Source organism: Streptomyces sp. CA-181903 (assembly GCF_050937075.1).
GTDB lineage: Bacteria > Actinomycetota > Actinomycetes > Streptomycetales > Streptomycetaceae > Streptomyces.
Genome location: NZ_JBNJLY010000001.1, coordinates 1322835 through 1346341, shown reverse-complemented (window position 1 = coordinate 1346341; position 23507 = coordinate 1322835). Strand labels below are relative to the sequence as shown.

The window sequence follows — 23507 nt, the reverse complement described above, 5'->3', positions numbered from 1 at the left end:
GCCATGAAACCCATGAAGCCTGTGGAGTCCACGGAACGCGACGTCGTCGTGGCGGGCGGCGGTCCCGTCGGCCTCACCCTTGCCTGCGAACTCGCCCTGGCCGGCACCCGCGTCCTCGTCCTCGAACGCCGCACCGAGGTGGACCGGACCGTCAAGGCCGGTGCCATCAACACTCCCAGCGCGGAGGCGTTCTACCGCCGGGGCATGCTGCCGGCCCTCGCCGAGATCCAGCGGGAGGCGATGGGCCGTTTCAGCTCCTTCGTCGCCGGCATGCGGGCCGCCGGGGCGTCCGCCCCCGCGCCGCCTCCCCGGTTCGCCGGGCACTTCGCGGCGATACCGCTCCGGGCCGACCTCTTCGACGCGTCCGACCCCGACTTCGGGAACGCCGGACCGGCGGCGGACGTCGGCCTCGTCCCCCAGGAGCCCCTGGAACGGCTGCTCGCCGAGCGGGCGGCCGGACTCGGCGTGGTGTTCCGCCGCGGCGTGACCCTCACCGGCTTCGACGCCGACGACGCCGGCGTGACCGTCCACACGGACGCGGGCCCGGTCCGTACCGGCTGGCTCGTCGGCTGCGACGGCGGCCGGAGCACCGTCCGCAAGCTCGCCGGCTTCGCCTTCCCCGGCACCGACCCCGAGATCACCGGCCGGCAGGCCCTCGTCGAGATGACCGGCGCGGAAGCGCTCGGCTCCGGCTGGCAGACCACCGCCACCGGGCACTACGTCCACGGCCCGATGCCCGGTCGCGTCCTCACGGTGGAGTTCGACGGGCCGCCCGCCGACCGCGAATCCCCGGTCACCGCCCGGGAGATCGAGGACAGCCTGCGCCGGGTCACCGGCGCCGACGTGACCGTCACCGCCGTGCACACCGCCACCCGGTTCACCGACAACACCCGCCAGGCGTCCACCTACCGCAAGGGCCGCGTCCTGCTCGCGGGCGACGCCGCCCACGTCCACTCGCCGTTCGGCGGCCAGGGTCTCAACCTCGGCATCGGCGACGCGATGAACCTCGGCTGGAAGCTCGCCGCCACCGTCCGGGGGTGGGCGCCCGACGGCCTGCTCGACACCTACACCGCCGAACGGCACCCGATCGGCGCCTGGGTGCTGGACTGGACGCGGGCCCAAGTGGCCATGATGCGGCCCGATCCGCACGCCCGCGCCCTGCGGGCGGTGGTCCGCGACCTGACCGGGACCGTCGACGGCACCACCCACCTCGTCAAGAAGATCTCCGGCGTGTGGCAGCGGTACGACCTCCCGGGCAGCCACCCGCTGACCGGCCGCAGCGCCCCCGACCTGGCCTTCACGGACGGCGGCAGGCTGGGGGACCGCCTCCACCACGGGCGCGCGCTGCTCGTCGACCTCCGCGACGACCCGGAGCTCCGCGCGTCCGCCGACGGGTACGAGGGCCGGGTCGAGGTGAGCACCGCCTCGTGCCCGGACCGGGCGGGGCTCGCCGGCCTGCTCGTCCGGCCGGACGGTGTCGTCGCCTGGGCGGCGGACGCGGCGGGCGTGGAGAGCACGGAGGGTGCGGGGGACGCGGGGGACGACCGGAAGGAGCTGGACCTCGCACTCCGACGGTGGTTCGGGGAGCCGCGGCCCACACCGCTTCATTCTTGAACGTTCGGTCCGGTTCGTATAGCGTCCTGTCCATGGGCAGGAACAAGGAGTTCGACCCCGACGCCGCACTGCGGTCCGCGCTGGACCTGTTCTGGCGCAAGGGGTACGAGGCCACCTCGATGCAGGATCTGGTGGACCACCTCGGCGTCAACCGGGGGAGCCTCTACGCGACCTTCGGCAGCAAGCACGCCCTCTACCTGCGCGCCCTCGACCGGTACTGCGAAGTCAAGGGCGAGGCCACCCTGGAACTGCTCGGCCGGCCGGGTCCCGCCCTGCCCGCCGTCCGCGAACTGCTGCTGCGCTACGCCGCCGAGAGCCTGGACGACCCGGACCGCAAGGGCTGTCTGGTCACCAACGCGGCCGTCGAGGTGCTGCCCGGCGACGAGCAGGCCGAGCGGCGGGTCGCCTCGGCCCTGGACGAGCTGGAGACGGCCGTCGCCGGCGCCCTCGTCCGGGCGCGGCACCAGGGCGAGCTGGGGGAGGGCGCCGATCCGCGCGCCCTCGCCCGGTTCTTCGTCACCTTCCTCCAGGGCCTGCGCGTCGTCGGCAAGACCGCCGGCGGGCGCCGGCGGCTGGAGGACGCGGTCGACGGGGCCTTGAGCGTCCTCCGCTGACCCTGCCCCCGGCCTCCGGGAACCCCCTGTGCTTCAGGGGGTTTTCGTTCGCCGTTTTATTGGAACGATCGGTTAGGAAAGGTGTTGCCGTATGACCCGAGCCACCGCCGTCCCCCGGCCCGTCTACGTGCTCGCGCTGGGCATCTTCGCGATGGTCACCAGCGAGTTCGTGGTCGCCGGGCTGATGCCGCAGCTCGCGGAGGGGCTGGACGCCACCGTGCCCGAGGTCGGGTATCTGATCACGGCCTACGCGGCCGCCATGGCCCTCGGCGGCCCCTTCCTCACCGTCGCGCTGATGAGGATGTGCCAGAAGAGCGCGCTGTTCGTACTGTTCGGCGTCTTCCTGGCCGGGAACGTGCTGGCCGCCACCGCCACCGACTACCCGGTGATGCTGATCGCCCGCGTCGTCACCGGCGTCGCCTCCCAGGCGTTCTTCGGCATCGGCCTCTCCCTCGCGGCCCGGCTCGCGAGCCCCGAGGCGCGCGGCCGGGCGCTCGGCACGGCCATGAACGGGCTGATGCTCGGGACGCTGCTGGGCCTGCCGCTGGCCACCATCGTCGGTGAACACCTCGGCTGGCGGGCCGCGTTCTGGGCGATCAGCCTGCTCACCGCCATCGCCGCGCTGTGCACCGCCGTCGGCGTCCCCCGCCCGGGCCGGCCCGAGGGCGGCGAGAGCTTCCGGCAGGAGCTGGAGACCTTCCGCAACCCCCGGCTGTGGCTGGTCCTGTCCACCAGCACCCTGATCATCGGGGCCACCTTCGCCGCCTTCAGCTACTTCAACCCGCTGCTCACCGAGGTCACCGGCTTCGGCAGCGGCACCGTGCCGCTGCTGCTCATCGCCTACGGCGCCGCCACCGTGCTCGGCAACGCCGTCGTCGCCCGGCTCGCCGACCGCCACACCCTCCCGGTGCTGCTCACCGGCCTCACCCTCAACACCGTGTTCCTCGCCGGCCTCGCCCTGCTCGCCCACCTCGCCGTACCCGCGGTGATCTGCATGATGGGCATCGGGCTGGCCGGCGTGACCATGAACCCGGCGATGATCACCCGCGTCCACCGCACCGCCAACGCCCGGCCCCTGGTCAACACCATCCACTCCTCCTTCATCACCCTCGGCATCATCATCGGGTCCTCGGTCGGCGGACTGACCGTCTCCGGCTTCGGCCTGCGCGGGCCGGTGTGGCTCGGCGCCGGCCTGGCCGTCCTGGGCCTCCTCACCCTCGTCCCCGACCTGCGCCGCCGGAGGAACGGGAGCGGGGCGGCCACGGTGACGAAGGAGACGGGGGAGACGAGGGAGGCGGAGACGGTGGAGACGGCTGAGGAGTCGGAGAAGCCGGAGAAGTCGGAGAAGGAGCTGTGCGCGGCCCGCGGATGACGGGCGCGGGGGCGGCGTAAGCGGAAGCCGGGGTGGGGACGGGCGAGGGCGGCCGTCATCGGGTCCGTCCCGCTCACAGCTCCCGGTACATCACATGCAGTCCCACGTAGCCCTCCCGCGGATGCCGGAACGCGCCCGGCACGGTGCCCACCACCTCGAAGCCCAGCGACCGGTACAGCCGCACGGCCGGCTCGTTGCACTCCACGACCGCGTTGAACTGCATCCCCCGGAAGCCCGCCGCCCGCGCCCACTCCAGGGTGTGTTCGCACAGGGCCCGGCCCACGCCCCGGCCGGCGTGCGCCGGGTCCACCATGTAACTGGCACTGGCGATGTGGTCGCCGTTGCCCGGCCGGTTGACCGTCATGTTGGCGGTGCCCAGGACCGTACCGGCGCCGTCGACGGCGACGACCGTGCGGTTCGGGGCCGGGAGTAGCCACAGGGCGCGGGCCGCCTCCTCGTCGAGGTCGAGCGGGTAGACGAACGTCTCGCCGGCGGCGGTGATCTCGCGGAGGAACGGCCAGATGGCGGGCCAGTCGTGGCCGGTGGCCTCTCGGATCTGCATGGCCGTGATCCTCCACGGGGGAGGGTGCCGGGCGCCAGGTTTTTTCGGCAGTGGCCGGGTGTGCGTCCCGCCGGTCAGCGGGTGTGCGTCCGCCGGTCAGTCGCCCGTTCGGGAGGAGGCGCCGCGCCGGTCCAGGGAGCCGCCGAGGAGGCCGAGGGCGATGCCCAGCACCACGAAGACCGCGTTCGCGTAGACCGCGTAGCCGTCGGGGGTGAGGTACCGCAGGAACCCGAAGAGCCGGAACCAGCCCAGCCATTCGTGCAGCAGACCGCTGATCCCGCCGGCCGTCAGGACGAAACTCGCAAAACCCAGCACACTCTTCATACGGCGAAGGTAGGAGGCGCCGGGCGGGCGCGGCGTCGGCCTTCGGGAGGTGGTGCGCCGGCCGAAGGAGGGGACCGGCGGGTCCGCTGTCGTCCGAAGGTATCGGGCCGCGTCCGAAAGTATCCGAAGGCGCCGGATCCGCCGCCCGGGCCTCGGCCCGGCGCCCCGGAACACGTACCTTCCGGGCATGACCCGCCTTCGCCCCACCACCCGCGACCGGCTCGCCGACCTCGGGTGCTTCCTGCTCGCCGCCGCCTTCTCGGTGGCCACCGCCGAGGACGCGCTGGACGGCCGCCGGCTGTCCGAAGCGGCCCTGCTCGCCGACCAGTTGGCGGGTGGGCTCGCGTGCGCGGCGCTGTTCCTGCGGCGGCGGTGGCCCGTCCAGGTCGCGGTGGCGCTCGTGGTGACCGGTGCCTTCTCGCACTTCGCCGCCGGGCCGATCATGGTCGCCCTGTTCACCGTCGCGGCCCACCGGCCGCCGCGCGTCACCGGGTGGGTGGCCGCGTTCACGGCCCTGCCGCTGCCCTTCTTCCTGCTCGGCCGGCCGGCGCTCGACGAGCCCGGCACCGCCTCCGCGTTCACCTACTTCGCCCTGGTCGCGGGCGCCTTCGGCTGGGGCCTCTACGTCCGTTCCCGGGGCCGGCTCGTCGCCGGGCTGCGGGAGCGCGCCGACCGGGCGGCGGAGGAGGCGCGCCGCCAGGTGCGCGAGGAGATCGCGCGCGAGATGCACGACGTGCTCGCGCACCGCCTCTCGCTGCTCAGCGTGCACGCGGGTGCGCTGGAGTTCCGGCCGGACGCGCCCGCCGAGGACGTCCGACGGGCGTCCGGGATCATCCGGGACGCCGCGTACCAGGCCCTGGAGGACCTGCGCGAGATCATCGGCGTCCTGCGGCTGCCCGCCGGGGACGCCCCGGACCGGCCGCAGCCGACGCTCGACGACATCCCGCGGCTCGTGGAGGAGTCACGGGAGGCGGGGATGCGCGTCGAGGCCGAGGTGCGTGCCGCCGCCGATACGTCCGCCGGCGGGCCGCCGGCCGCCGTCACCGGGCGCACCGCGTACCGGATCGTGCAGGAAGGGCTCACCAACGCCCGTAAGCACGCGCCCGGCGCGGATGTCACCGTGACGGTCGAGGGCGGTCCGGACACCGGTCTGGTGGTGGAGGTGCGCAACGCGGTGCCCGTGCCGGCCCCAGCCGGTGTGCTGACGGGCGGCGTCCTGGCGGGCGGTGTCCTGACTGGCGGTGGGCTCACTGGCGGTGTGCTCGCGGGCGGCGTTCCGCCGGCCGGCGGCGCCCCCGGTGCCGGACTCCCGCGCGCGGGCGCCCCGGGCGCCGGCCTCCCGGGCGCCGGGCAGGGCCTCACCGGACTCGCCGAACGGGCCCGGCTGGCGGACGGCCGGCTGGAACACGGCTGCTCCGACGGGGAGTTCCGGCTGCGCGCGTGGCTGCCCTGGGACGGGCGGCGCACGTCGTCGTCCGCGTCGCGCGAGGCGGCCGGGGGCCGGTGAGGGCGCTGACGTACGGGTGCCGCCGTCCTCTGCCGTCCGCCGCCGTCCTCCGCCGCCCGGTTCTCCCCCCGGCGCCGCCCCCGGCCTGCCGATAAAGTGAGCGAGCCGACACCCGCCCGCCCGCAGCCGCCCTCCCGCCCCGAGGGAGCCCGAGAAGCCCGAGGAACCCCGGTGACCGAGCCCGCGACCGTCCGCGTCCTCCTGGTCGACGACGACCCGCTGGTCCGTTCGGGGCTGCGGCTGATGCTGGGCGGCGACTCCGGCCTGGAGATCGTCGCGGAGGCGGCGGACGGCGCCGAGGTGGAGCCGCTGGTCGACGCGCACGCCCCGGACGTCGTCCTGATGGACATCCGCATGCCGACGGTCGACGGGCTCGCGGCCACCGAGGCGCTGCGCCGCCGTCCGCGCCCGCCCGAGGTCGTCATATTGACCACGTTCAACACCGACGACCACGTCCTGCGCGCCCTGCGGGCCGGTGCCGCCGGTTTCGTCCTCAAGCACACCCCGCCGCAGCAGATCGTGGAGGCCGTGCGGAAGGTGGCAGCCGGGGAGCCGGTGCTCTCCCCGGCCGTCGTCCGGCAGCTCATCGCGCAGGTGGCGGACGGCACCGGGCCCGGCGACCGGGCGGCGCTCGCCCGGCGGCGGCTCGCGCTGCTCGGCGAGCGCGAACGGGAGGTGGCCGTCGCCGTCGGCCGCGGGCAGTCCAACGCGGAGATCGCCGCGCACCTCTACCTGAGCGTCCCCACGGTCAAGACGCACGTCTCCCGCATCCTCACCAAGCTCGACCTGAACAACCGGGTCCAGATCGCGCTCCTGGTGAACGACGCCGGGGAGCTCTGACATGGCGGCAGGCGCCGACGGACCCCTCTGCCTCGCCCCGCAGTACACGTCGACCCGCGAGCTGCTGGCAGGCGCGGCCCGGCGCCGCGGGATGGACGTGGTGACGCTGCCCGCCCGGCCGACGGGCGACGGCACGGGCCCCGGCGGCCACTACTACGGCGGCCCGCACTACGCCGCCCGGTTCGGCGCCGGCCTCGGGGTGGCCCTCCTGGAACCGGCCGACGACTGGCTGCCCCGGCTGCCGTTCGCCTTCCGCCGCCGGAGCACGGTCCTGACCACCCTGGGCGCGGCCCGCCGCCTGGACCGACCCGCCTTCGTGAAGCCGCCGTCCGACAAGAGCTTCCGGGCCGCCGTGCACGCCGACGGCGGCGGGCTGCCGGCCGCGGCGGACCTGCCGGACGGGACGCCGGTGCAGGTCGCCGAAGTGGTCGAGTGGGCCGCCGAGTTCCGGCTGTTCGTCCTGGACGGCGAGGTGCGCACCGGCAGCCAGTACGCCGTCCACGGCCGCCCGGAAGCCGCCCCGCTCGACGGGCACCGGCACCGCGCCGCCGTCCTCTCCTTCGCCCGCCGCCTCCTCGGCGACTGCGGCGACACGCTGCCCAGCGCGGCCGTCGTGGACGTCGGGCTGCTGCGCACCGCGCGGGCGCCGGACGCGGAGTGGGCGGTGGTGGAGGCCAACATGGCCTGGTTCAGCAACTGTTACGCGGCCGACCCGGACCGGGCCCTGGACGTCGTCCTCCGCGCGGCGGGCCCCGCGACCGCCTGTCCGAGCGGGACCGCCGGTTCTGCCGGGACGGCACCGGGGGAGCCGATCGCGCGGGCAGGGCGCAGCAGTCGTAGGAGTCGGTGTACGCGCGGTGACCGGTGTGCGCGCGCCCGGCGGTTCGCCGCAGCGGAAAAACGCGTTGACGCGCCTCCGCCGCACTTCCTACCGTGTATCCCGCCCCTGTTGCCGTCGATCGGAGAAGGACGTTGCTCGTCTGAGGTCCTGAGACACCGCGCGCCGCGCAGCCACGCCGTTTCCGCGTCCGCTGCCCGCGTTCCGTGTGCGACCTCGACGCTTCAGCCGTCCTCCCGCCGGTGCGGGGAACTCCGCCGTACTTCCGTGGTTTCCCCCGCTCCGCAAGGTCGCCCCGCGGTGTTCTCGTGCGCTGCCGCCCACGTGTCCACCTCACACGACCTTGCGAGGCCCGTATGTCACATCCCTCCGCTTCCTCTTCCTCCTCTTGTCCGCCCGTCTCCGTCGCCTGCTCGGCCCTCACCCACGAGTGGCGGGACGGCACCACCGTCTTCGACGGGCTCGACGTCTCCTTCGGGCCCGGCCGGACCGGTCTCATCGGTGTCAACGGATCGGGAAAGTCCACCCTGTTGAAGGTGATCGCCGGGGAGATCCGGCCGTCCGGCGGCAGCGTCCGGGTGGCCGGCGAGGTCGGCTACCTCCCGCAGGACGCCACGCTCGACACCGCGCTCCGCGTCGAGGACGTCCTCGGCATCGCCGGCACCCGTGCCGCCCTGCACGCCATCGAGGCGGGCGACGCGCGCGAGGAGCACTTCGCCGCGGTCGGCGACGACTGGGACGTCGAGGAGCGCGCCACGGCGACGCTCGCCGGCCTCGGGCTGGGCCACATCGGCCTCGACCGCACCACCGGCGAGCTGTCGGGCGGCGAATCGGTGCTGCTGCGCCTGGCCGCGCTGCTGCTGCGCCGGCCGGACGTCCTCCTCCTCGACGAACCCACCAACAACCTCGACCTGTACGCGCGCCGTCGGCTGTACGCGGCCGTCGAGGCGTGGTCCGGTGTCCTGATCGTCGTCAGCCACGACCGCGAACTCCTCGAACGCGTCGATCGGATCGCCGACCTGCGCGCGGGCGGGGTCGCCTGGTACGGCGGCGGCTACTCCGCGTACGAGGAGGCGGTGGCCGCCGAACAGGAGGCCGCCGAGCGCATGGTCCGGGCGGCCGAGTCCGACCTGCGCAAACAGCGGCGCGAACTGGCCGACGCCCACGTCGTCCTGGCGCGCCGCAAGCGGTACGGCCATAAGATGTGGGACAGCAAACGCGAACCGAAGATCGTCATGGGGGCGCGCAAGCGCCAGGCCGAGGTCTCCGCCGGCAAGCACCGCATCCTGCACGAGGAGCGGGTCGCCGAGGCGCGGGAAAAGCTCGACAAGGCGGTGGAGTCCGTGCGCGACGACGACGAGATCCGCGTCGACCTCCCGCACACGGCCGTACCGCCGGGCCGCTCGGTGCTGACGTTGCGCGAACTCGTGCTGCCCCACGGGGCGCGGGTGGAGGGCGAGTCGGAGCTGCGAGGGCCCGAGCGCGTCGCGCTCGTCGGCCGCAACGGCTCCGGCAAGACGACGCTCCTGCGGACGATCGCCGGCGAGCTCGACGCCGTCTCCGGCACGGTGACCGCCCATGTCCCGCTGCGGTTCCTGCCACAGCGGCTCGACGTTCTCGACGACGGGCTGACCGTCGTCGAGAACGTGGCGCGGTTCGCCCCCGAGGCGACCCCCAACGAGATCCGGGCCCGCCTGGCCCGCTTCCTGTTCCGGGGCGCCCGGGCCACACAGCGGACCGCCACCCTCTCCGGCGGCGAACGCTTCCGCGCCACCCTGGCGGCCCTCATGCTCGCGGAGCCGGCCCCCCAGCTCCTCCTGCTCGACGAACCGACGAACAACCTGGACATGGCGAGCGTCCGGCAGCTCACGACCGCCCTGGAGTCGTACGAGGGCGCACTGATCGTGGCCTCCCACGACCTCCGCTTCCTGGAGTCCATCGGCGTCACCCGCTGGCTCCGGCTCGACGGCGGGCTGCGGGACACGACGGGGGAGGAGGTGCGGGCGGGAACGACCGACGCCTGAACGGGGGCGCCGGCGCTCCGGCGGTGCCCAACGTCCGGCCGGCGCCTGGGGGCGCAGGCCGGACGCTCACGCCACGGCGACGGGGCGCGCTCGCAGGCCACGGCAACGGGTCGTGCTTGTCATGCTCTTCGCGCTCGTCGTGGTCTTCGCGCGTGCGGTCCGGTGCGGTCTCCGGTGCGGCCCGGAAGCCGAACGTCCGCGCCCGAGGCGGGAGTCGGACCCTCGAAGCCGGGCCGCGCGCCTCACGGCGCCGGCGTGAACACCAGCGACGCGTTGTGCCCGCCGAAGCCGAACGCGTTCGCCAGGCCCGCCGTCAGAGCGCCGTGGCGCGGCTTGCCGGCGACGACGTCGAGGGGGATGTCCGGGTCCTGCCTGTCGAGGTTGCGGGTGGGCGGGACGATCCCGTCGCGGAGGGCCAGGATCGTGGCGATCGCGCCGAGCGCGCCCGCCGCGCCGAAGAGGTGGCCGGTCATCGACTTGGTGGCCGTCACGGCCGGGTGGGTGCCGACCGCCTCGGTGAGCGAGCGGGCCTCGGTGAGGTCGCCCAGCTGGGTGGACGTCGCGTGGGCGTGTACGAGCGCGATGTCGCGCGGGGACAGCCCGGCGTCGGCGAGCGCCCGGCGCATGGCCCGTACCTGCCCCTCCTGGTGGGCGGCGGTGATGTGGTGCGCGTCGGAGGTGACGCCGGCCCCGGCGAGCGCCGCGTGGGCGCGGGCCGCCCGGGCCGCTGCGAACTCGGCGCGTTCCAGGACGATCACGGCGGCGCCTTCCCCGATGACGAAGCCGTCGCGGTCGACGTCGAACGGCCGGGACGCCCGCGCGGGCTCGTCGTTGCGCGTCGAGTGGGCCTTGGCCTGGGCGAACCCGGCCATCGGCAGGGCGCAGACGCACGCCTCGGTGCCGCCCGCCACGACCACGTCGGCGCGGCCCAGCCGGATCAGGTCCAGGCCCTGGGCGATGGCCTCGGCTCCCGAGGCGCAGGCGCTGACGGGGGTGTGGGCGCCGCCCCGGGCGCCCAGTTCGATGCTGACCCAGGCGGCGGGACCGTTGGCCATCAGCATGGGCACGGTGTGCGGGGAGACCCGCCGGACGCCGGACGTCTCCAGGACGTCGTCCTGGCCGAGCAGGGTCAGGGCGCCGCCCGTGCCCGTACCGATGACGACGGCCAGCCGCTCGGGGTCGACCTCGGGCCGGCCCGCGTCGGCCCACGCCTCACGGGCGGCGATCAGGGCGATCTGCTCGCAGCGGTCCATCCGGCGGGCCTTCACCCGGTCCAGCACCTCGGTCGGCTCCACCTTCAGCCGGCCTGCCAGCCGGGCCGGCAACCGTGCCGCCCACTCCTCCTCGATGGGTCCGATCCCCGACTCGCCGGCCAGCATCGCCGCCCAGGTGGACGCGGCGTCCCCGCCCAGCGGCGTCGTGGCTCCCAGTCCCGTGACCAGTACGGCGTCGGTGTTCCCAGCGCTCACTGGCTGACCCCCTCTGTAGTGCAAGCTTTGTGGTGTGTGAACAGACAGACGAGATCCCGCATCGCGGAAGCGGCGCGGGATCCGGCTCATGAGCCCACCCTGTCAAGGGAAGTGGGGAGCCGTGGATGCCGTGATCAATGCATTCCGTTGGCGTTCCCCTGTGGGATCTCTACAAGGGCCGGGATCTCCGCATGAGAAGGGCCGGGATCTTCGCATGGGCCTCACGAGGCTTCCATGAGGGTCTCGCCCGCCCGTCCCCGCCCCCGTCGGCCCGCGTCGGCATCCGGCCCGGGCGCGTCTCAGCCGTCGCCCCGCACCGGCACCCGATCCGGCGGCCGCACCCCGGCGGCCTCGGTGGTCCGCCGTACGCCGTCCCGCTGTTCGAGGGTGATGTCCACCCCTCGGGCGCTGTAGTGGTAGATGGGGGAGAAGCCCGCGCGGTCGAGGATCCGTTCCTGGACGGCGGCGGTGCGGGCGGCGGCCTCGCGGGCGCCGGGGGAGAGGTGGGTGCAGGTGAAGCGCCAGACGCGGTTCGCGCGGCTCAGGCGCTGTTCCAGCAGGGCCGGGTCGGCGGGCAGGTTGTCCAGGGTGCCGAGGCCGGCGGCGGTCCGGGCCCGGCTCAGGTCGGGGCGGTTGGCGAACGCCTCTTTGAAGGCGGTGCCGATCAGGCCGCACCGGGCGCCGCTGAAGAGGACGGCGTCACCCGGCCGGTCGCGGACGCTCAGGGCCCAGATGACGGCGTGGGTGTCCCACTGGCGGCTGTCCTCCTGGCGGATGGCGACGTGGGACGCGGTGAGGGGCACGGCCGCCAGGAGCGGCAGCACCAGCCGCCACCGCGGGGGGACGGCGGTGGCGGCCGCCGCGAGCAGCAGCGCCAGGGCCGGCAGGCAGAACAGCAGATACCGGTAGGCGAAGAGCGGGTGGCCGAGGGAGACGGCCATCAGGAGCAGCGGGGGGACGGCCAGCCAGGGCACGCCGACGGCGAGGGCGGACGACGGGACCGTACGCCGCCGGGCCACGAGGAAGGCCGGCGCGGCGAGGGCGGTGAGCGTGAGCGGCAGCCGCAGCGCGGTGGGCAGGGTGTCCTGGCCGGGGGTGAGGAGCCAGGTGAAGTAGTTGAACGGGGTCCCCGCCGTGACCGGCGCGGCCTCCCCCACGGCGGAGCTCTGCGCGGAGCCGAGGACCAGCAGCGGGACGACGGCGGCGACGCCCGCGGCCTGCGCCGCGAACAGGCGTACGGCGACGCGGCGGCCGGGGCGCCGGAGAACCACGGTGACCGCGTGGGCGGCCACCAGCAGCAGCCCCATCACGTTGAACCAGCCCAGCAGGGCGACCAGCAGCGCGTAACCGGCGAGCCACCGCTTCGGGGGTCGGTCCGCGTGCCCGGCCAGTGCCTTCACCAAAGCGCCCGTGGCCAGGACCGCCACCGCCATGACGAAGGCGAACGACCGGGCCTCCTGCGCGTACCGCGACGCGGTCGGCAGGACGGCGAGCAGCAGCCCCGCGCACAGCCCGAGCCGCGGACCGCCCAACAGCCGCCCCAGCCATACGAGACCGGCCACCGCCACGGCCACCGCCAGCGCGGAGGGCATCCGCGCCGTCGACTCGTCGAGCCCGCCGTTCGCCCGCGCGAACAGGTGCAGCAGGACGTAGTGCAGGCCGTGCACGGCGTCCACCCGCCCCAGCAGGTCGATCAGTTCGGGCCAGGAGCGCCGTGCCACGTCGATGGTGACGATCTCGTCGGTCCAGGCGGAGGGCCGCGTGTTCCCCCACACGCCGAGGACGAACGCGACGACGGGCGCCGCCCACCCGGCCACGCGCGTCCGGCGGGCACGGCCGGCGGGCGCACCGGACGGGGCGGGACGGCGGGGCAGGACGGATTCGGGCGTGGTCGTCGTCACGGTGCTGCTTTCGTCGCCGGCACCCCCGCACCGGGTGGTGCCGGGCCGGGCGGCGCGCGGTGTCGCGCGCGACACCGAACGGAATGCGCCCCCCACGTTCGGCCTATTATCCGCAATGCGGACCTAGTGGCCAAAAGGTGGCGGGGCGGGACGGTGGGCGTCGGATCGCCTGCCGCGGAGTGAGGGGCGGCGAGCGCGGTCGGCCGTACCCCCGTACCGGCCCACCGCGCTCGTCCCCCGTCCTGATCGACGCCCCCGTCAGCCGGTGTGGGCGTGCTCGGCGCGGGCCGCCTCCGCCTGCCACGCGCGGCCGATGCCCCGGAGCATCGCCGGGTAGACGGCGAAGTACCGGAACGGCTTGATCGCCGCCATGTAGGCCCTGCCGAACAGGCCGTTCGGCTTCACGAGGACGGCCATCCGGCCGCGGTAGCCCCCGTTGCCGTCCGGCACCCAGCCGATGTGCCGCACCGCGTGCACGGTCCGGTTGGAGATCTCGGAGGCCCACTCGTCCCGGGTCTGATAGAGGGAGCGGAACCGTCCGTTGGCCGGTTCGGGCCCCCTCGGGCCCTCGCGGAGGTCGGCGGGCAGCCGGTCGAGGAGCGTCGGCACCCGGGCGCCGGCGACGCCCTCGGGGCGGTCCAGGTCCAGCAGTGCCCCGAGCTTCCAGCGGATCGCGAACAGCGCCCGGGCGACGGGCGAGTCGCGGTACGGCAGCTCCGGCGCGGTGAGTTGGCGGACCAGGCGGTCGAGATCGTCGGGCCCGCCCGGCGTCGGCAGGTCCCAGACGTCGTCGAGCCGGAAGTCGCCGGCGATTTCGTGGATCCGCCATGGGCGTGTGGTGTGGGCGCTGTTCGGAAGACGCATGGGTGACCCCCCTGGGTCTATACGATGCCGTATAGGCGGCAGATTAGCCCGGACTATACGGCGCCGTATAGGTGCGGGCGGAGTGAGGGGAGACACAGGATGGGTGCGACGCGCACGCCTCGCGAGAAGTGGGTCGAGGAGGGGCTGCGCGCGCTCGCCGCCGGGGGACCGGACGCCGTCCGCGTCGAGGTCCTCGCCCAGGCGCTCGGCGTCAGCAAGGGCGGCTTCTACGGCTACTTCGGCAACCGGGACGCGCTGCTCACCGAGATGCTCGACACCTGGGAGCGTGACACCACCGAAGAAGTGATCGAGCGCGTCGAGGACGGCGGCGGTGACGCCCGGGCCCGCCTGGAGCGGCTGTTCGCCATCGCCTCGGCCGGCCGGGAGCCGTCGCGGGGCGTCGCCCTCGACCTCGCGGTCCGCGACTGGGCCCGCCGGGACGAGACCGTCGCCCGCCGGCTGCGCCGGGTGGACAACCGGCGCATGGACTACCTGCGCGCGCTCTTCGGTTCCTTCTGCTCCGACCCCGGCGAGGTCGAGGCCCGCAGCATGCTCGTCTTCGCCCTGCGCATCGGCGGCCACCTGATCGTCGCGGACGAGGGGGACGGGTACGACCGGGCGGAGGTCATGGACATCGCCCGCAGACTGCTGCTGCGCTGACGGGCGCGGCGGCGGTGGTTGGGGTGGGCGGCCGACTTGGCGAACGGCAGGCGTGGCGTACGGCCCGCGTGGCGCGCAGTCGAGGTGGCTCGGGGCGAGATGGCGTGGGGGCTCGGGGGTGCGGGGGCGCCGGGCGCGTGGCCGTCGTGGTGGAGGGCGCGTGCCCCGGCGTGCCCCCGCACACGCCCCCACGGGCACGCCGGCAGGGCTCCGGGCCGGGCGCCGGGGGCGGCTCCGGTCACAGCCCCAGTGCCGGAGCGACCGTGCTCACTTTGGTGAAGACGGACACCGGGTACGTGGCGTCGCAGTACTTGTTGCCCGTCGAGACGATGCCGATGAGCACGCCGTCCGCCACCAGCGGCCCGCCCGAGTCGCCCGAACAGATGCTGTCCGACCGGCCCTTCGCCGGCGTGCCGCAGACCTTCAGGGTGGTGTCCGTGGTGTTCGAGAACGGCTCGCAGGCGGCGAGCGGGGAGAGGGTCAGCGTGGCCTTCCGCAGCTTCCGGCCCTGGGTGTCCCCGCTGGTGTGCCCCCAGCCGTAGACGGTGGTGGTGCGCCCGTTCGCGTACAGCGCGGCGTCCTTGTCCTTCGCGACGCGCAGGGGCTTGTAGGGGAGCGGGCGGTCCAGGGTGAGCACGGCCGCGTCGTGGACGAGGTCGGGGGTGTACTTCGGGTCCAGTGTGGCGCGGGTGACGCGCCGTTCCTGCCCGGCCGTCGAGAGCCGGTCGGTACGGCCGCCGACGACGGTCAGCGCGGTGGGGCGCGGGGCGTTGGACACGCAGTGGGCGGCCGTCAGCACCTTGTCCGGCGCGACGAGCGTGCCGCCGCACCAGGTGCTGTCCGGCCCCTCGGCGGCGTCCGGGTTCTTGATCAGCACGGCGAACGGCGCGTCGCCGGTAGTGGCCGACGACCCGCCGCGCACGGCGGCGGCAGGCGGTGCCGCGACGCCGGCGGCGGCGACGAGGGCGGCACCGGCCAGGAGGGCGGAGGCGAGCCGGCGACGGGTGGACATGGAAGTGCGCTCAGACGTGTGGGCGGGCGTGTGCGCGGATGTGCGCTCGGGCGTGTGTGCCGGTGCGTGCGCGGGCTTGGGCGTGCTGATGGGCATGGGGTCCCCCGTGGTGTGTGTGGCCGTGCGGTGGCGTTGGCGACCACCCTGCCCGCACGCCCCACCGGCCCGCCAGACCCACCGCCCGATGCGGGATGCGGGAACGCCCACGCCTGCCCTGACCTGCGCGAACGTCCGCCCCGGGAACGCTGTACGGGAACGGGGGCCCCGGGGCCATGAACCCCCGGCCGCCCCCACAGGCCGACTCCCCCGCGCTGCGCTTGACCTTTACGCAACGTCAACTTCTACCGTCCCGTCCCATGCAGATCATCGTGCACGACACCGCCTCCGCCACCCTCGACCTCCTCCGCCGCCCGCCGGCTGAGCGCCCCGACGCCCTGCGGGAGATCTACGCGCCCCTCGAAGGTCCGATGTCCGTCATGGGACCCTTCGACCCCGTACGGGCCCACCGCATGGGCAGCGGCTTCCCGCTCGGCGACGGCGACGGTGACGGCGCGCGCGACGGTGACGGCGACGACCCCCGGCTCCCCGCCGCCCTGCACCGGATGCGCGAGGCGGGTGTGTGGGACCGGGTCGCGGACTCGCTCGCCGCCGCGTGGCAGCGCATCGACGCCGCCGCGCCCGGCGTCAAGCACGCCGAGACCGTCCACGTCGTCATCGTCCTCGGCAACCCCGACGACGAGCACCTCACCGTCCGCAGCTCCGGCTACTTCGGCCTCGGCGGCTTCCCGGGCGCCATCCAGCTCGTCATGTGGCCCACGGAGACCAGCCTGCGGAACATCGGCCACGCCGCCGCCCACGAGCTGCACCACAACGTGCGCTACGCCAACGTGACCTGGGACCCGGCGGCCGTGACGGTCGGCGAACATGTCGTCGCGGAAGGGCTGGCCGAGGCGTTCGCCCGGGAACTGGCCGGCGAGCAGGGGCTGTGCCCCTGGACGCGGGCGCTGACCGGCGACCGCCTGGACCGCGCCTACGAGCGGATCACCGCCGACATCGACGTGGCCGGCATGGGGAACGCGTTCGCGTACGTCCTCGGCGACGCCACCGCCCGCCTGATGGGACAGGAGCCCGTCGGCCTCCCGGACTTCGCGGGTTACGGCGTCGGCCTGCGCATCGTCGAGGCGCACACGGCGGCCACCGGCCTGACCGCCGCCGAGAGCGTGGCGCTGCCGGTCCGCGAGATCCTGCGCAACGCGGGGGTGGCGACGGAGGCGTGATCCCCGCGGCCGTCCGCCCGGACCTGCCGGCGGCGACGGCGGCGGCCGGGGCTCAGTCCCGCAGCTCCTTCTCCAGCAGCGTGAACGACTTGGGCGCGCCGCCCGGTTGCGGCTTGCCGGCCTTCCGCCCGACGACGCGGTAACCGGCGTCCAGGTAGTACGCGGTGAGGCGCGCGTTGCCGGCCAGGCAGTCCAGCCGGACGTGGCTCCGGCCGGCCGCGGTCACGCGCCGCTCGGCCGCCTGCAGCAGCAGCCGGCCCGTCCCGGGGGCGGCGGCCTCCCGGTCCACCATCAGCCGGTGCACGTACCCGGCCACGGGCGCCTGCGGCCCCCACGCGTCCTCGTCCTCCCACCACAGCTCCCAGGCGCCGACCACCCGCCCGCCGGCCTCGGCGAACCAGGCTTCCCCGCACTCGACGGCCCGCCGGAAGTGGTCCGTGCCCAGCTCACCCGGCCGCCACTGCCCGGTGATGCCCCGGGCGAGCATCCAGCGGGCGGCCTCGTCCCGCAGGCGGACCAGGGCCGCGAGATCGGTGTCGCTGTCGGTGGCCCGTCGGAAGCGCGTCTCGTTCACGGCGGTGATCTTCGCATGCCACGCTGACCGGCCCCCGGGCCGTGCCTCGGGGTGGCCCGCTCAGGCTCCGCCCGCCTCTTCCAGGGCGGCGGCCCGCTCCTTCAGCTCCGTGGCGATGCCGTCCCAGTCCGGCCCGTGCAGCCACAGGCTCTCCGCAGCCTCCCGCAGCAGCACCGGATCGTCCGGTCGTTGCAGCAGTACCAGCCGGTACGCCAAGTTCCTTATCCACACCGGCAGATGGCCGTCGACCAGGTGCGGGCTCAGCGCGCGCAGCATGGCGACGATCTCGTCCGCGCCGGCGAAGGTCAGCTCCTCGACGAAGTGGTGCTCCGCGTGCCGCGCGGCGCACTCCGGCGTGGGCCGGTACTCGTCCCCGTAGAGGCAGCGGGCGTGCTCGGTCAGCGTGCTGTGCATGACAGGCAGCGTAGGCGAGACGTAGACGTCGCGCTTGAGCCGGCGGGCTGTGCGCGATGACCGGCGGGCAGCCCGGAAATCGGGTGCGCCACGGTGTGACGCTTCTTTACGCTGAGGTGATGGACGCCGTGCGGGTCAGGCCGATGCGAGAGAGCGATCTCACGTCGGCCGAACGGGCTTCGGCGGTGACGTTCTTCGAGGCGGAGCGGGCCACCAGGCGGGTCGGCGATCCGGAAGTCCGGCGACGTTCGGCGGTCGCCTCGAAGCAGTGGATCGACCGGATGCGCTTCTTCCTGAACGCCGATCCAGGAGGATGCCAGGTCGCGGTGGAGGCGGGTACAGGCACCGAAAGCACAGTCGGGTTCGCCATCTCGCAGAACCGTGACCGCCTTTGGTTCCTCGCCACCTACGGCGTGCTGCCCGGCCACCAGGGCCGGGGCATCGGCAAGCGCCTGTTGGACGCCGTGCTCGCCCACGCCGACGGGCGCCCGGGCATCTTCTCCTCCAGCGTCCACCCCGGCGCCACCCGCCGATACCGGCTGGCGGGATTCTCGCTCCACCCGCAGATGAGGATGGTCGGTACCGTCGACCGGTCCGCCCTCCCCGCAGTCGACGGCCTGCGGGAGGGGCGGCCCGACGACTTCGAGTGGATGGATCGGCTGGACCGGGATCTGCGCGGCGCGGGCCACGGCCCCGACCACGGCTGCATGCTGGACACCCTTCGGCTGGTCGTGTCCGCGGACCGGGCCAGGCCGGGATACGTCTACATCGACGACCGAGGGCAGGCGTTGCTGCTCGCTGCCGCGCACCCGGAAACCGCGCGGGGACTGTTGTGGGAGGCCCTGGCCTCGGCCCAGGGAAGGACCCTGGTCAACTGCATCACCACCCCCAACGAGTGGGCCGTCGACGTCGGTCTGGCCGCCCGTCTCGACATCGGCCAGGAGGGCTACATCGCGGTCCGCGGCATGCCGGTCCCGGCGCCCTACCTCGCAAGCGGGCATTTCCTCTGAGCTGCTGGGCCCCGAAACTGAGCTGCTGGGCCCCGAAACCGCCCACTGGGACGCACGGTCTCACGTGGGAGGCCGCACACGACCGCGCCCATTGAATAAATCTTCTCTCCTTCGTATAGTCATGCCATCGACAAGGAGGCACCCCGATGGCAATACGAGCGGCAGTGGCCGGAGCGAGCGGATACGCGGGCGGCGAAGTGCTGCGCCTGCTGCTCGGGCACCCCCGTGTCGAGATCGGGGCGCTGACCGGCAACAGCAGTGCCGGACGGACGCTCGGCGAGGTGCAGCCGCACTTGCCGGCGCTGGCCGAGCGGATCCTCCAGGAGACCTCCGCCGACGCGCTCGCCGGACATGACGTCGTCTTTCTCGCGCTGCCGCACGGGCAGTCGGCCGCGATCGCCGAGCAGCTCGGCCCCGATGTCCTCGTGGTCGACTGTGGTGCGGATTTCCGGTTGCGGGATGCGGGGGAGTGGGTGCGGTTCTACGGGTCGCCGCATGCGGGGGTGTGGCCGTACGGGTTGCCGGAGTTGCCGGGTGGGCGGGAGGCGTTGCGTGGGGTGAGGCGGGTGGCGGTGCCGGGGTGTTATCCGACAGCGGTGTCGTTGGCGTTGTGGCCGGCTTTCGCGGCGGGGCTGGTGGAGGCGGAGGCGGTGGTCGTGGCGGCGTCGGGGACGTCGGGTGCGGGGAAGGCCGCCAGGGCGCATCTGCTGGGCAGTGAGGTGATGGGCTCGATGAGCCCGTACGGGGTGGGGGGCGGGCACCGGCACACGCCGGAGATCGCGCAGAACCTCGCCGCTGTGGCCGGGGGCCGGTGTCGGTGTCCTTCACGCCGATGCTCGCGCCCATGCCCCGCGGCATCCTCGCCACCTGCAGCGCCAAGGCGCTCCCCGGCACCTCCGCCCAGGCCGTCCGCGCCGCTTACGACAAGGCGTACGGCGACGAGCCGTTCGTCCGCCTCCTGCCCGAGGGACGCTGGCCGTCCACGGGAGCCGTGGTCGGGTCCAACGCCGTGCAGGTGCAGGTGAGTGTGGACGAGGCGGCGGGGCGTGTGATCGCGGTGAGTGCGATCGACAACCTGACCAAGGGCACGGCCGGTGGTGCGGTGCAGAGCATGAATATCGCCCTCGGGCTGGCCGAGGAGCTGGGACTTTCCACGACAGGGGTGGCTCCGTGAGTGTGACGGCGGCGAAGGGCTTCGCGGCGGCGGGTGTGGCGGCCGGGCTGAAGGACAGTGGTGCGCCGGATGTGGCGTTGGTGGTGAATCGGGGGCCGGCGCGGTCGGCGGCGGGGGTGTTCACCTCCAACCGGGTCAAGGCGGCTCCGGTGCTGTGGTCGCAGCAGGTGCTGAAGTCGGGGGAGGTGGCGGTGGTCGTCCTCAACTCCGGTGGCGCCAACGCCTGCACCGGCCCGGCCGGTTTCCAGGACACCCACGCGACGGCGGAGAAGGCGGCGGAGGTGCTCGGCTGCGGCGCCGGCGAGGTCGCGGTGGCCTCCACCGGCCTGATCGGCGTCCGGCTGCCCATGGACAAGCTGCTGCCGGGCGTCGAGAAGGCCGCGGCGAGCTTGTCGGCACACGGCGGCGAGAAGGCCGCCATCGCGATCAAGACGACGGATACCGTGCACAAGACGGCTGTGGTGGAGCGGGACGGCTGGGTGGTCGGGGGCATGGCCAAGGGCGCGGGGATGCTCGCCCCGGGGCTGGCCACGATGCTCGTCGTCCTGACCACCGACGCCGACGTCGACGCTCCCGGCCTGGACGACGCCCTGCGTGCCGCGGTGCGCACGACCTTCGACCGGGTCGACTCCGACGGCTGTATGTCCACCAACGACACGGTCCTGCTGCTGTCCTCCGCCGCCTCCGGGATCAGCCCCGACGCGGCCGCGTTCGCCGATGCCGTGCGCGAGGTCTGCGACGACCTGGCGCGGCAGCTCATCGGGGACGCGGAGGGGGCGAGCAAGGACATCCGCATCGAGGTGATCAACGCCGCCAGCGAGGAGGACGCGGTGGAGGTCGGGCGGTCCATCGCCCGTAACAACCTCCTCAAGTGCGCGCTGCACGGTGAGGATCCGAACTGGGGGCGGGTGCTCTCCGCGATCGGCACCACCTCCGCCGCCTTCGACCCCGACAAGCTCAACGTCGCGATCAACGACGTGTGGGTGTGCCGCAACGGCTCGGTCGGTGACGACCGTGACCTCGTCGACATGCGCTACCGCGAAGTGCGCATCACCGCCGATCTGGCCGAGGGCGCCGAGTCCGCCGTCATCTGGGCCAACGACCTCACCGCCGACTACGTCCACGAGAACAGCGCGTACTCCTCATGAGCACCACGACCACCAGCGGCTCCACCCGCAAACACACCGCCCTCCCCAAGGCCCGCACCCTCGTCGAGGCGCTGCCCTGGCTGACGCGGCACCACGGCAAGACGGTCGTCATCAAGTTCGGCGGAAACGCCATGGTGGACGACGAGTTGAAGGCCGCCTTCGCCCAGGACGTCGTCTTCCTCCGGCACGCCGGGCTCCGCCCGGTCGTCGTGCACGGTGGTGGGCCGCAGATCAGCGCGCAGCTCGACCGGTTCGGGATCGCGTCCGAGTTCAAGGCGGGCCTGCGAGTGACCACGCCGGAGGCGATGGACGTCGTCCGGATGGTCCTCGCCGGGCAGGTGCAGCGTGAACTCGTCGGCCTGCTCAACCGGCACGGCCCCCTCGCCGTCGGCTTGACCGGCGAGGACGCCCACACCATGACCGCCGCCCGGCACTACGCCCGCATCGACGGCGAACGCGTCGACCTCGGCCGCGTCGGCGAGATCACCGCCATCGACACCGGCGCCGTCCAGGCCCTGCTCGACAACGGCCGCATCCCCGTCGTCTCCTCGATCGCCCGCAGTGCCGAGGACGAGCACGTCTACAACGTCAACGCGGACACCGCCGCCGCCGCGCTCGCCGCCGCCCTCGGCGCCGAGACGCTGATGGTCCTCACCGACGTCGAAGGGCTCTACGCGGACTGGCCGCACAGCGACGACGTCATCAGCCGCCTCACCGCGAGCGAACTGGAAGCGCTGCTCCCGGAACTATCGAGCGGCATGGTGCCCAAGATGGAGGGGTGCTTGTACGCGGTGCGCAACGGGGTCGCCAACGCCCGCGTCATCGACGGCCGGGTGCAGCACTCGATCCTGCTGGAGATCTTCACGGACGAGGGGATCGGCACGATGGTCGTCCCGGATGGTTCGGCTGGTCCGGGCGGTTCGGATGATCCGGGTGTTCCAGACGCCCTCGGCATCTCCGGCATCCCCGGCGCCGCCTGCATCCCAGACGCCCCAGGCATTCCGGAACACGCCGATCAGCCCACACAACCCGGGGGTACCGCATCATGACCGCGACCAACGCCGCCCTGACCCGGCGCTGGCAGAACGCCCTGATGGACAACTACGGCACCCCGCGCATCCCGCTCGTGCGCGGCGAGGGCAGCACGGTCTGGGACGCCGACGGCAAGGCGTACCTCGACCTCGTCGGCGGCATCGCCGTCAACGCCCTCGGCCACGCCCATCCGGCCGTCGTCCGCGCGGTCTCCGACCAGATCGCCACCCTGGGCCACGTCTCCAACCTCTATGTGGCCGAGCCCCCCGTCGCACTGGCGGAGCGGCTGCTGGAGCTGGCCGGCCGCGAAGGCCGCGTCTACTTCTGCAACTCCGGTGCCGAGGCCGTCGAGGCGGCCTTCAAGATCGGACGGCGGACGGGCCGGCCGCACATGGTCGCCGCCCGGGGCGGATTCCATGGCCGCACGATGGGCGCCCTCGCGCTCACCGGCCAGCCGGCCAAGCAGGAACCGTTCCTCCCGCTCCCCGGCGACGTCACCCACGTCCCGTACGGCGACACCGACGCCCTCCGCGCCGCGGTCACCACCGACACCGCCCTCGTCGTCCTCGAACCCGTCCAGGGCGAGAACGGCGTCGTCGTGCCGCCGCCCGGCTACCTCGCGGCGGCCCGCGAGATCACCCGGGCCACCGGCACCCTGCTCGTCCTGGACGAGATCCAGACAGGTATCGGCCGCACCGGCCACTGGTTCGAGCACCTCGCCCAAGGCGTCGAACCCGACGTCGTCACCCTCGCCAAGGGCCTCGGCGGCGGCCTCCCGATCGGTGCCACGCTCGCCTTCGGCGACGCGGCACGCCTGCTGACCCCCGGTCAGCACGGCTCGACGTTCGGCGGCAACCCCGTCGCCTGCGCCGCCGCCCTCGCCGTCCTCGACACCCTCGCCGCCGAGGACATCCCCGCGCGCGCCGGCCGCACGGGGACTCTGCTCCGTGACGGGATCGCTGCGCTCGGCCACCCTCTCGTCGACCACGTCCGTGGCGCGGGCCTGCTGCTGGGTATTGTCCTTTCCAAGCCCCTCGCACCGGACGTGCAGCGGGCGGCTCAGGAAGCCGGTCTCCTGGTGAACGCGGTCGCGCCCGACGTGGTGCGGCTGGCTCCTCCGCTGATCATCACGGAAGATGAGGTGGAGACGTTCCTCCGGGTGCTCCCCGGGGTCCTCGACGCCGTCGCCGCCACCGCCGCTGTCGCCGCCGAGGGAGGGGCGGCCGCCGCAGCCCTGACGGGGGGCTCAGGAGAACCACGATCCGGAGACTGACGAG

20 protein-coding genes and 2 pseudogenes are annotated in these 23507 nt (G+C 73.9%); 14 read left to right on the top strand and 8 right to left on the bottom strand.

Features of this window, described 5'->3' with window-relative positions; translation table 11 throughout:
* Positions 1-3 precede the first annotated feature (3 nt).
* From ACQEVS_RS05780 to ACQEVS_RS05770, 3 genes are all read left to right on the top strand, one after another.
* The gene (locus ACQEVS_RS05780) at positions 4-1614 is read left to right on the top strand and encodes an FAD-dependent oxidoreductase (RefSeq protein WP_433016102.1); all 1611 of its coding nucleotides are present in this window, start codon (positions 4-6) and stop codon (positions 1612-1614) included.
* Positions 1615-1646: 32 nt separating this feature from the next.
* Positions 1647-2228 carry a TetR/AcrR family transcriptional regulator gene (locus ACQEVS_RS05775; protein WP_433016099.1) on the top strand — a complete coding sequence of 194 codons (582 nt, stop codon included), beginning with the start codon at positions 1647-1649 and terminating at the stop codon, positions 2226-2228.
* A gap of 91 nt (positions 2229-2319) precedes the next feature.
* The gene (locus ACQEVS_RS05770; protein WP_433016096.1) at positions 2320-3600 is read left to right on the top strand and encodes an MFS transporter; all 1281 of its coding nucleotides are present in this window, start codon (positions 2320-2322) and stop codon (positions 3598-3600) included.
* A 73-nt stretch (positions 3601-3673) separates the two neighbouring features.
* Here the strand turns inward: ACQEVS_RS05770 and ACQEVS_RS05765 are convergent, their stop codons facing one another.
* Entirely contained in the window at positions 3674-4162 is a 489-nt protein-coding gene (locus tag ACQEVS_RS05765) for an N-acetyltransferase family protein (RefSeq protein ID WP_433016093.1), read from the bottom strand.
* A 96-nt stretch (positions 4163-4258) separates the two neighbouring features.
* Positions 4259-4486 (bottom strand): hypothetical protein, encoded by a 228-nt coding sequence (locus ACQEVS_RS05760; RefSeq protein ID WP_433016090.1) that lies wholly within the window; start codon positions 4484-4486, stop codon positions 4259-4261.
* A gap of 187 nt (positions 4487-4673) precedes the next feature.
* On the opposite strand from ACQEVS_RS05760, the gene ACQEVS_RS05755 reads away from it, so the two are divergent.
* The 4 genes and pseudogenes from ACQEVS_RS05755 (at position 4674) to ACQEVS_RS05740 (ending at position 9695) form a co-directional block, all read left to right on the top strand.
* Positions 4674-5993: a sensor histidine kinase gene (locus tag ACQEVS_RS05755; RefSeq protein ID WP_433016087.1), complete on the top strand. Its 1320-nt coding sequence runs from the start codon at positions 4674-4676 to the stop codon at positions 5991-5993.
* 96 nt (positions 5994-6089) lie between these two features.
* Positions 6090-6833 (top strand): response regulator transcription factor, encoded by a 744-nt coding sequence (locus tag ACQEVS_RS05750; protein WP_433016084.1) that lies wholly within the window; start codon positions 6090-6092, stop codon positions 6831-6833.
* Between the two features lies 1 nt (position 6834).
* A pseudogene (locus ACQEVS_RS05745) lies at positions 6835-7503 on the top strand (ATP-grasp domain-containing protein); the annotation flags it as partial.
* Between the two features lie 524 nt (positions 7504-8027).
* Positions 8028-9695 carry an ABC-F family ATP-binding cassette domain-containing protein gene (locus ACQEVS_RS05740; RefSeq protein ID WP_433016081.1) on the top strand — a complete coding sequence of 556 codons (1668 nt, stop codon included), beginning with the start codon at positions 8028-8030 and terminating at the stop codon, positions 9693-9695.
* Between the two features lie 242 nt (positions 9696-9937).
* Here ACQEVS_RS05740 and ACQEVS_RS05735 read toward each other — a convergent pair whose 3' ends face one another.
* From ACQEVS_RS05735 to ACQEVS_RS05725, 3 genes are all read right to left on the bottom strand, one after another.
* Entirely contained in the window at positions 9938-11164 is a 1227-nt protein-coding gene (locus ACQEVS_RS05735) for a beta-ketoacyl-[acyl-carrier-protein] synthase family protein (RefSeq protein WP_433016078.1), read from the bottom strand.
* Positions 11165-11463: 299 nt separating this feature from the next.
* Positions 11464-13065, bottom strand: a complete 1602-nt coding sequence (locus ACQEVS_RS05730; protein ID WP_433016075.1) for a glycosyltransferase family 39 protein — start codon at positions 13063-13065, stop codon at positions 11464-11466.
* A 258-nt stretch (positions 13066-13323) separates the two neighbouring features.
* Complete coding sequence (locus ACQEVS_RS05725; RefSeq protein ID WP_433016072.1) at positions 13324-13929, bottom strand: DUF2867 domain-containing protein; 606 nt, start codon at positions 13927-13929, stop codon at positions 13324-13326.
* A gap of 99 nt (positions 13930-14028) precedes the next feature.
* On the opposite strand from ACQEVS_RS05725, the gene ACQEVS_RS05720 reads away from it, so the two are divergent.
* Positions 14029-14589, top strand: coding sequence for a TetR/AcrR family transcriptional regulator (locus ACQEVS_RS05720; protein ID WP_433016069.1), 561 nt, complete (start codon positions 14029-14031; stop codon positions 14587-14589).
* A gap of 238 nt (positions 14590-14827) precedes the next feature.
* On the opposite strand, the gene ACQEVS_RS05715 is transcribed toward ACQEVS_RS05720, so the two are convergent.
* Positions 14828-15601 carry a S1 family peptidase gene (locus ACQEVS_RS05715; protein WP_433016066.1) on the bottom strand — a complete coding sequence of 258 codons (774 nt, stop codon included), beginning with the start codon at positions 15599-15601 and terminating at the stop codon, positions 14828-14830.
* A gap of 356 nt (positions 15602-15957) precedes the next feature.
* On the opposite strand from ACQEVS_RS05715, the gene ACQEVS_RS05710 reads away from it, so the two are divergent.
* Positions 15958-16878: a DUF2268 domain-containing protein gene (locus ACQEVS_RS05710; protein ID WP_433016063.1), complete on the top strand. Its 921-nt coding sequence runs from the start codon at positions 15958-15960 to the stop codon at positions 16876-16878.
* A 52-nt stretch (positions 16879-16930) separates the two neighbouring features.
* On the opposite strand, the gene ACQEVS_RS05705 is transcribed toward ACQEVS_RS05710, so the two are convergent.
* On the bottom strand, positions 16931-17452 hold the full coding sequence (locus ACQEVS_RS05705) for a GNAT family N-acetyltransferase (RefSeq protein ID WP_433016060.1): 522 nt from the start codon (positions 17450-17452) through the stop codon (positions 16931-16933).
* Positions 17453-17512: 60 nt separating this feature from the next.
* The gene (locus ACQEVS_RS05700) at positions 17513-17866 is read right to left on the bottom strand and encodes a hypothetical protein (protein WP_433016057.1); all 354 of its coding nucleotides are present in this window, start codon (positions 17864-17866) and stop codon (positions 17513-17515) included.
* 119 nt (positions 17867-17985) lie between these two features.
* On the opposite strand from ACQEVS_RS05700, the gene ACQEVS_RS05695 reads away from it, so the two are divergent.
* From ACQEVS_RS05695 to ACQEVS_RS05675, 5 genes and pseudogenes are all read left to right on the top strand, one after another.
* Complete coding sequence (locus ACQEVS_RS05695) at positions 17986-18876, top strand: GNAT family N-acetyltransferase (RefSeq protein WP_433016054.1); 891 nt, start codon at positions 17986-17988, stop codon at positions 18874-18876.
* Between the two features lie 146 nt (positions 18877-19022).
* Positions 19023-20050: pseudogene (argC, locus tag ACQEVS_RS05690) on the top strand (N-acetyl-gamma-glutamyl-phosphate reductase).
* Entirely contained in the window at positions 20047-21198 is a 1152-nt protein-coding gene (gene argJ, locus ACQEVS_RS05685; RefSeq protein ID WP_433016051.1) for a bifunctional glutamate N-acetyltransferase/amino-acid acetyltransferase ArgJ, read from the top strand. The pseudogene argC and the gene argJ overlap by 4 nt, the downstream one beginning before the upstream one ends.
* A complete protein-coding gene (gene argB / locus ACQEVS_RS05680) occupies positions 21195-22247 on the top strand; it encodes an acetylglutamate kinase (protein WP_433016048.1) in 1053 nt (350 codons plus the stop codon). The genes argJ and argB overlap by 4 nt, the downstream gene beginning before the upstream one ends.
* Complete coding sequence (locus tag ACQEVS_RS05675) at positions 22244-23503, top strand: acetylornithine transaminase (protein ID WP_433016045.1); 1260 nt, start codon at positions 22244-22246, stop codon at positions 23501-23503. Before argB ends, ACQEVS_RS05675 begins: the two co-directional genes overlap by 4 nt.
* Positions 23504-23507: the final 4 nt, after the last annotated feature.